This window comes from Flavobacterium sp., assembly GCF_041392005.1.
Lineage (GTDB): Bacteria > Bacteroidota > Bacteroidia > Flavobacteriales > Flavobacteriaceae > Flavobacterium.
In genome coordinates this window covers 44,824-51,946 of sequence record NZ_JAWKMX010000018.1, presented here as the reverse complement: position 1 = coordinate 51,946, position 7,123 = coordinate 44,824, and the positions used below count along the sequence as shown (strand labels likewise).

General features: G+C 31.7%; 5 protein-coding genes. All 5 read left to right on the top strand.

Translation table 11 applies throughout. The annotated features are described in order from the left end of the window. The first annotated feature begins 343 nt into the window (after positions 1–343). The 5 genes from R2808_RS08950 (at position 344) to R2808_RS08930 (ending at position 7,099) form a co-directional block, all read left to right on the top strand. Positions 344–1,675: a cytochrome ubiquinol oxidase subunit I gene (locus R2808_RS08950; protein ID WP_371270632.1), complete on the top strand. Its 1,332-nt coding sequence runs from the start codon at positions 344–346 to the stop codon at positions 1,673–1,675. Between the two features lie 3 nt (positions 1,676–1,678). Continuing rightward, positions 1,679–2,755 carry a cytochrome d ubiquinol oxidase subunit II gene (gene cydB / locus R2808_RS08945; protein WP_371270631.1) on the top strand — a complete coding sequence of 359 codons (1,077 nt, stop codon included), beginning with the start codon at positions 1,679–1,681 and terminating at the stop codon, positions 2,753–2,755. A 98-nt stretch (positions 2,756–2,853) separates the two neighbouring features. Continuing rightward, entirely contained in the window at positions 2,854–4,314 is a 1,461-nt protein-coding gene (locus tag R2808_RS08940; protein ID WP_371270630.1) for an NAD(P)/FAD-dependent oxidoreductase, read from the top strand. Positions 4,315–4,650: 336 nt separating this feature from the next. Then, positions 4,651–5,958 (top strand): TolC family protein, encoded by a 1,308-nt coding sequence (locus R2808_RS08935; protein ID WP_371270633.1) that lies wholly within the window; start codon positions 4,651–4,653, stop codon positions 5,956–5,958. Between the two features lie 55 nt (positions 5,959–6,013). Beyond that, on the top strand, positions 6,014–7,099 hold the full coding sequence (locus R2808_RS08930) for an efflux RND transporter periplasmic adaptor subunit (protein ID WP_371270629.1): 1,086 nt from the start codon (positions 6,014–6,016) through the stop codon (positions 7,097–7,099). Positions 7,100–7,123: the final 24 nt, after the last annotated feature.

Genomic DNA, 7,123 nt, shown 5'->3' with positions numbered 1-7,123 from the left:
TAAAACCTTAGCAGTGTATTGATGAATATTTCTGTGTTTAATTCCAAGTAAAGAAAAAAGTAAACCAACAAATAAAGCAATTGCAGGCGAAAAAAAGGGTAAAAAGCATAACCCAATAAGTATGGAATACAACCAATTAAAATTATTTTTTTCTGAAAAATTAGTAGGCATTTTTACCAATCTATAACTATTTATCTTCTGTAAAAATAACAGATTATTTGCAGGTTTTTGCAAAGGTTATTCTTTTATTATAAAACTATGTAACATATGATACACTTTTTTGTATCATATGTTACTTGTCTTAATAATAATTTTAAAGAATTTTGGAATAAATAATTTTACTATGGAAGAAATGCTTTTCTATGATCGAATGCAATTTGCATTTACGATAACTTTTCACTACTTATTTCCACAACTTACTATGGGATTATCTTTAATGATAGTTTATTTTAAGTGGAAATATTTAAAAACAAATCTGGAACAATATAATGAAGCTGCAAAGTTTTGGATGCGAATTTTTGCATTAAATTTTGCAATAGGTGTTGTTACAGGAATACCAATGGAGTTTCAATTTGGAACTAACTGGGCAAAATTTTCAGAATTAACAGGAGGAATAATAGGACAAACACTTGCCATGGAAGGAATGTTTTCTTTCTTTTTGGAATCATCTTTTTTAGGACTCTTTTTATTTGGTGAAAAATTATTAGGACATAAATTACACTTTATAACTGGGTTTTTAGTGTTTTTAGGTTCATGGATGAGCGGATTTTTAATCATTGCTACTCATTCATGGATGCAAAATCCTGTAGGATATGAAATCTTAGCAAATGGTAAGTTTGTATTGAATAACTTTGGCGCTTTGTTTACAAATCCTTGGCTTTGGCCTTCTTATTTGCATAACCAAGCGGCTTCATTAGTTACAAGTTCTTTTGTTGTTGCAGGAATTGGAGCTTTTTATATTCTAAACAACAAAAATGTTGCATTTGGTAGAATGTTTGTAAAAACAGGTGTCGTTTTTGGTTTGATTTCTTCTGTTTTAGTTGCAATTCCAACGGGCGATTTATTAGCCAAAAATGTGGTAAAATATCAACCAGTTACTTTTGCTGCTATGGAAGGAATTTTTCATACTGAAAATGGTGGTTCTGAAATTGTTTTAATTGGACAACCTGATGTAAAAAATAAAAAACTAGATAATAAAATAGCAGTTCCAAATATTTTAAGTTTTCTAACCTACGGAAATTGGGAGAAAGAAATTAAAGGTTTAGATAATTATTCTGAAGATGTTTACCCAACAAATATTTCTGGTTTGTATTATGGTTATCACATAATGGTAGGTTTGGGTACAATCTTCATAGGAATAATGTTCTTGGCATTAATTCAATTACTACGAAAAAAATTATTTGAAACAAAATGGCTTTTGTGGGCATTTATGTTTGCATTGCCTTTCCCATACATTGCAAATACCACGGGTTGGTATACTGCAGAATTAGGTCGTCAGCCTTGGTTAGTTTATAATTTGCTTAGAACATCTGAAGGTGCTTCACCAACAGTTTCTTCTGGAAATACTTTATTTACATTATTAGGATTTATTGGTCTATATCTTTTACTAGGAATGTTATTTTTAATGCTAGTTGGTAAAATAATTAGAAAAGGCCCACAACCACAAACACACTAAGTCATGGAATATTTTTGGTATATAGTTTTAGTTTTAATGTTAGCGGTTTATGTTGTTTTAGACGGCTACGATTTTGGTGCGGGAATTATTCATTTGTTTTTTGCTAAAAATGAAAAAGATAAAAAGGCGATTGCAAATGCAATTGGTCCATTTTGGGATGCAAATGAAGTTTGGCTAATTGCGGCTGGAGGTGTTTTGTTTTTTGCATTTCCAACATTATACGCATCTTCTTTTAGTGGATTTTATTTGCCTTTAATTATGGTACTTTGGTTGCTGATTTTTAGAGCTATTGGATTAGAGTTAAGAGGTCAAATTCATCATTCTATGTGGGAAGCTATTTGGGATAAAGCCTTCGGCATAGCAAGTTTATTGTTAGCATTATTTTTTGGTGTAGCATTAGGAAATGTAGTTCGTGGTGTAAATCTTGGAATGGTAGAAAATGGAGTTTCTTCTCATGAAGCACATTATTTCTTTTTACCCTTGTGGAATCCAGACTTCAGTCCAACTTCTACACATCAAGGAATTATCGATTGGTTTACTTTATTACTTGGAATTATTGCTGTAATTGCGTTAACAATTCATGGAGCTAATTGGATAATTTTTAAGACAAATTCTGACTTAAATACAAAATTAAAAAGTATAGTTTTCAAATTGAATTTTGGGCTACTCGCTTTAGTTATAGCTTCATTATTAATTTGGCACATTATCGAACCAAAACCTTTTCATAACTTCATAAAATATCCATTTCTTTGGGTTTTACCAATAATTACTTTTACAGGAATTTTTGGATTATTTAAAGTAAGGACTTTTAAAAAAGAATGGTATGGATTTTTATTTTCATCTTTATTTTTGTTAGGAGGTTTATCTTCAACTGTAGCTTCCATTTTTCCTAAGTTATTGCCATCAACCAATACCATAAATCCTTCGTTAACTATTGAAAATGTGGCAGCACACGAATACGGATTATCGGTAGGAATGTTTTGGTTTTTTATAGCTTTAGTTCTTGTATTAATTTATATGATTGTGCAATACCGCGTATTTAAAGGTAAAATGGATGACGTTGGTTATGGAGAACATTAATAATAAAGTAGCAACTATTAAAATAGCTTTTATGTAACAAAAGTTGCTGCGAATAACTTTAGTGTATTCTATATTTGTTTAATATAAATGATGAAAAAATGTCTAAAATAGTAATATTAGGAGCTGGAATTGCGGGTCATACAGCAGCAGCTCATTTAAGAAGAAAACTTTCAAAGGAGCATGAAGTTTTGGTGGTTTCACCCAATAGAAATTACCAATGGGTTCCATCAAATATATGGGTAGGTATTGGTAGAATGAAACCAAAAGATGTAATTTTTCCACTTGAACCATTATATAAAAGAAAAGGAATTGGTTACAAACAAGCAAAAGCGGTATCCTTTCATCCAGAAGGAGATGTGTCTGAACAAAAGCCTTATATCTTAGTTGAAGGTGTTTATGGAGAAACTCTTGGAAAACAAGAAAAAGTAACTTATGATTACTTAATTAATGCAACCGGACCAAAATTAGCATTCGATTTAACGGAAGGTTTACAGCCTGCAACAAATAAAGTGTATTCGGTTTGTACATACGACCATGCTGACCATGCTTCTGAAGCTTTACATAAGTTAATTGATTCACTAAAAAAATCAGATAAAAAGGCAAAAATTCTTATTGGAACAGGTCATGCAAAAGCAACTTGTCAGGGTGCAGCTTTTGAGTATATTTTAAATGTTGAAAAAGAATTACAAAAATTTGGTATTCGCGATAAAGCTGAAATTACATGGATTTCAAACGAATATGAATTAGGTGATTTTGGAATGGACGGTATGTTGATGGATTACAACGGTTTCAATATGAAATCTAAAGATATGGTCGAAATGATTTTTGAAGATCGTGCAATTAAGTGGATTTTAGGTGCTGGTGTAACTAAAGTGGAAGATGGATTGGTACATTATGAAAATCTAGAAGGCGAATATAAAACTGAGAGTTTCGATTTTGGAATGTTAATTCCTGCATTTTCAGGTCATGGTTTTCAAGCTTTTGATAAACAAGGTCAAAATATTACCGATAAACTATTTAAAGGTTTTATGATTGTGGATGCGGATTATTCGCCAAAGCCTTATAATGAATGGACGGTTCAAGATTGGCCAGAAACGTATCAAAATCCTTCATATAAAAATATTTTTGCACCAGGAATTGCTTTTGCACCACCACATGCTATTTCAAAACCAAGAAAAAGTAAGAATGGAACTGAGATTTTCCCATCGCCTCCAAGAACGGGAATGCCTTCTGGAATTACAGCAAAATTAGTAGCAGATAATATTATCGATAGCATAAAAGCAGGAAAAGAATCGTTGCATCACAAAGGCTCTTTAGGTAATATGGGAGCAGCTTGTATAGCTTCTGCAGGATATGGAATGACACAAGGTAGTGGAGTTAGTATAACAACATATCCTATTGTTCCAGATTTTAAAAAATATCCAGATACACATGGCAGGGATATTCAAAAAACTTTTGGAGATATCGGTTTAGCTGGTCATTGGGTAAAATTAGCACTACACTATGCATTCATATGGAAAGCAAAAATGAAACCTTTTTGGTGGTTAATTCCTGAGTAACAAAAAAAGATATAGTATTACACTTTATTGCTAAAACTTAATTTTTATATTATGACACAAAGAATATCTAATAGTCAAAAGAGAAAGATGCAAAATCCATTTATTCAATTTTTTAAGTTCATTTATTTAAATATTAGAATTTTAAAAATTGTTGCTGGTGGACATGGTGGTACGCGTTTATAAATTGAATCGATTCTGTTTTACATAATTTGATTGGTTAGTCAAGAACACCTTTTTATAAGGTGTTTTTTTGTGTAACAAATACAGCAAAGTAGTGTAACAGTTGTTACAATAAAGGTTGCATTTCGGTTATAAATTTGTAAAAAAATACAAATGATGAATAAATTAACTGTTTTACTTTTATCGCTTTTAACCGGAATTTCGATTTATGCTCAAGATACCATTCGTATTTCTAAATCAGAAATTCTGTCAAAAAGTTTAGAAAACAATTTGCAAATAAAAATTGCTGAACAAAATGCAAATTCAGCACAAGCCGATTATAACCAATCCAAAGCTTTGTTTTTACCTAACATTACGGCTTCGCACACGGCAATAACAACAACAAATCCTTTAATGGCTTTTGGTTCTAAATTGAATCAAGAAATTTTAACCATGGCCGATTTTAATCCGGCTTTGTTAAACGATCCAAAACGAACAAACAATTTTGCGACGTTATTTGAAATTCAACAGCCACTAATCAATTTAGATGGTTTGTATGAACGTAAGGCCGCCAAAGCAAAATTGGAAGCAATGGATTTACAAACAGAAAGAACTAAAGAATATTTACAACTCGAAGTTTCTAAAGCATATATGCAATTGCAATTGGCATATAAAGCGGTTGAAGTTCTTGATAAAGCAAATCGTACGGCACAAGAAAACTTAAAGTTGATTGAAAATTATTTCAAAAACGGCATGCTTCAAAAAACCGATTTGTTAGATGTGCAAGTTCGTGTGAATGAAGTAGCCAATCAATTGCAGTACGCTAAAAGTAACGTTCAAAATGCGTCAGATTATTTAGCATTCCTATTAAATGAAGATATGAAAGGTAAATTATTTAAACCATCTGAAGTATTAGATAATAAAATTCAGTTTGAAGAAATACCAACTGCCATTTCCGAAAATAGAAAAGATTTTCAAGCTATGGATAAGGCAACCGAAGCATATAGTAATATGTTGCAATCATCTAAAATGAGCTTTTTACCGCGTATTAATGCTTTCGGGAATTATCAAATATATGATGACAAATTATTCGGATTTAATGCTAATGGTTATTTAGTGGGTGCACAATTATCATGGAATGTTTTCGATGGTAATAAAAGTATTGGTAAAAACCAAAAAGCGAAAGCCGAATTTCAAAAAGCTGAAACGGAAACGGAACAGTATAAAAAACAAAGCCAATTAGAGCTCAACAAAACCAATCGCCAATTATCTGATGCTGAAAACAAAGTGAATTTATCAAAATTAGCATTTGAACAAGCTCAAGAATCCTACAGAATACGTAAGAATAGATTTGAACAAGGTTTAGAAAAAACAACCGACTTATTACTAGCAGAAACACAACAATCAAAAAAAGAATTGGAGTTTTTACAAGCCGTTTTCGAATATAATTTTACCAAACAATACCTACAATTTTTAACTAACTAAAACAAAAAATCCTGCAAGGTTTTCACAACCTGTAGGTATAAAAAAATAGACTATCATGAATAAAAAAGCAATCGCAATACTAACACTAACTTCTATAGTATTAATTTCTTGTGGAAGTGATAAAAAAGAAACTACAAATACATTACCTGCAATACCAGTGCAAGTAGCGGGAATTTCATCAACTGATGCAAGTCCGTATGTATCGGCAAGTGGAAAAATAGAAGCCGAAAATAGTGCAAATCTTAGCACCCGAATGATGGGTTATGTTACCAAGGTAAACGTAAAAGTTGGGCAAAGTGTAAATCAAGGACAGCTTTTAGTTTCAATTAATAATACCGATTTACAAGCAAAAAAAGCACAAGTAGATGCTTCCATTATTCAAGCGCAAGCAGGTTACAATAATGCTAAAAAGGATTATGATCGTTTTGTGAATTTATTTGCACAGCAAAGTGCTTCTCAAAAAGAATTAGACGATATGACTGCACGTTTTGAAATGGCTAAAGCGGGTTTAGAAGCAGCAAAGCAAATGCGAAACGAAATTAGTGCTCAGTTTGCTTATTCTAATATTACTGCTCCTTTTAGTGGTGTAATAACCAATACGTTTGTAAAAGAAGGTGATATGGCAAACCCAGGAATGCCATTAGTAAGTATTGAAGGTGCAAAAAAAATGCAAGTTACGGCAATGGTTTCCGAAACAGATATTGCGTCAATCGTAAAAGGAATGAAAGTAAAAGTTTTGGTAAAATCTATTTCCAAAGAAATAAACGGGATCGTTAGCGAAGTAAGTTTATCGGCTAAAAACACAGGCGGTCAATATTTAGTGAAAATAGATTTAGATAAATCAGAGGCTAAAATCCTTTCGGGAATGTTTGTGAATGTGCAATTTCCTATTGAAAAAAATGTAAATACTGCTGCTTCAGACATGGTTTTAGTCCCAGAAAGTGCTTTAGTAAAACAAGGGCAATTAACAGGGATTTATACAGTTGGTTCAAATAATACGGCTATTTTACGTTGGTTGCGCTTAGGTAAAACTTTTGGTAACCAAGTAGAAGTCTTATCAGGATTAAACAATAAAGAACAATACATTGTTTCAGCAGAAGGAAAATTATTCAACGGCGCTAAAATTCAATTAGCCAATTAATCAATATGTCAATTAGCCAATTTA

Excerpts from the sequence above, each read along its gene's own strand:
- R2808_RS08935 (WP_371270633.1), top strand. The coding sequence starts at position 4,651 with ATGAATAAATTAACTGTTTTACTTTTATCGCTTTTAACCGGAATTTCG.
- R2808_RS08950 (WP_371270632.1), top strand. The coding sequence starts at position 344 with ATGGAAGAAATGCTTTTCTATGATCGAATGCAATTTGCATTTACGATA.
- R2808_RS08940 (WP_371270630.1), top strand. The coding sequence starts at position 2,854 with ATGTCTAAAATAGTAATATTAGGAGCTGGAATTGCGGGTCATACAGCA.
- R2808_RS08930 (WP_371270629.1), top strand. The coding sequence starts at position 6,014 with ATGAATAAAAAAGCAATCGCAATACTAACACTAACTTCTATAGTATTA.
- cydB (WP_371270631.1), top strand. The coding sequence starts at position 1,679 with ATGGAATATTTTTGGTATATAGTTTTAGTTTTAATGTTAGCGGTTTAT.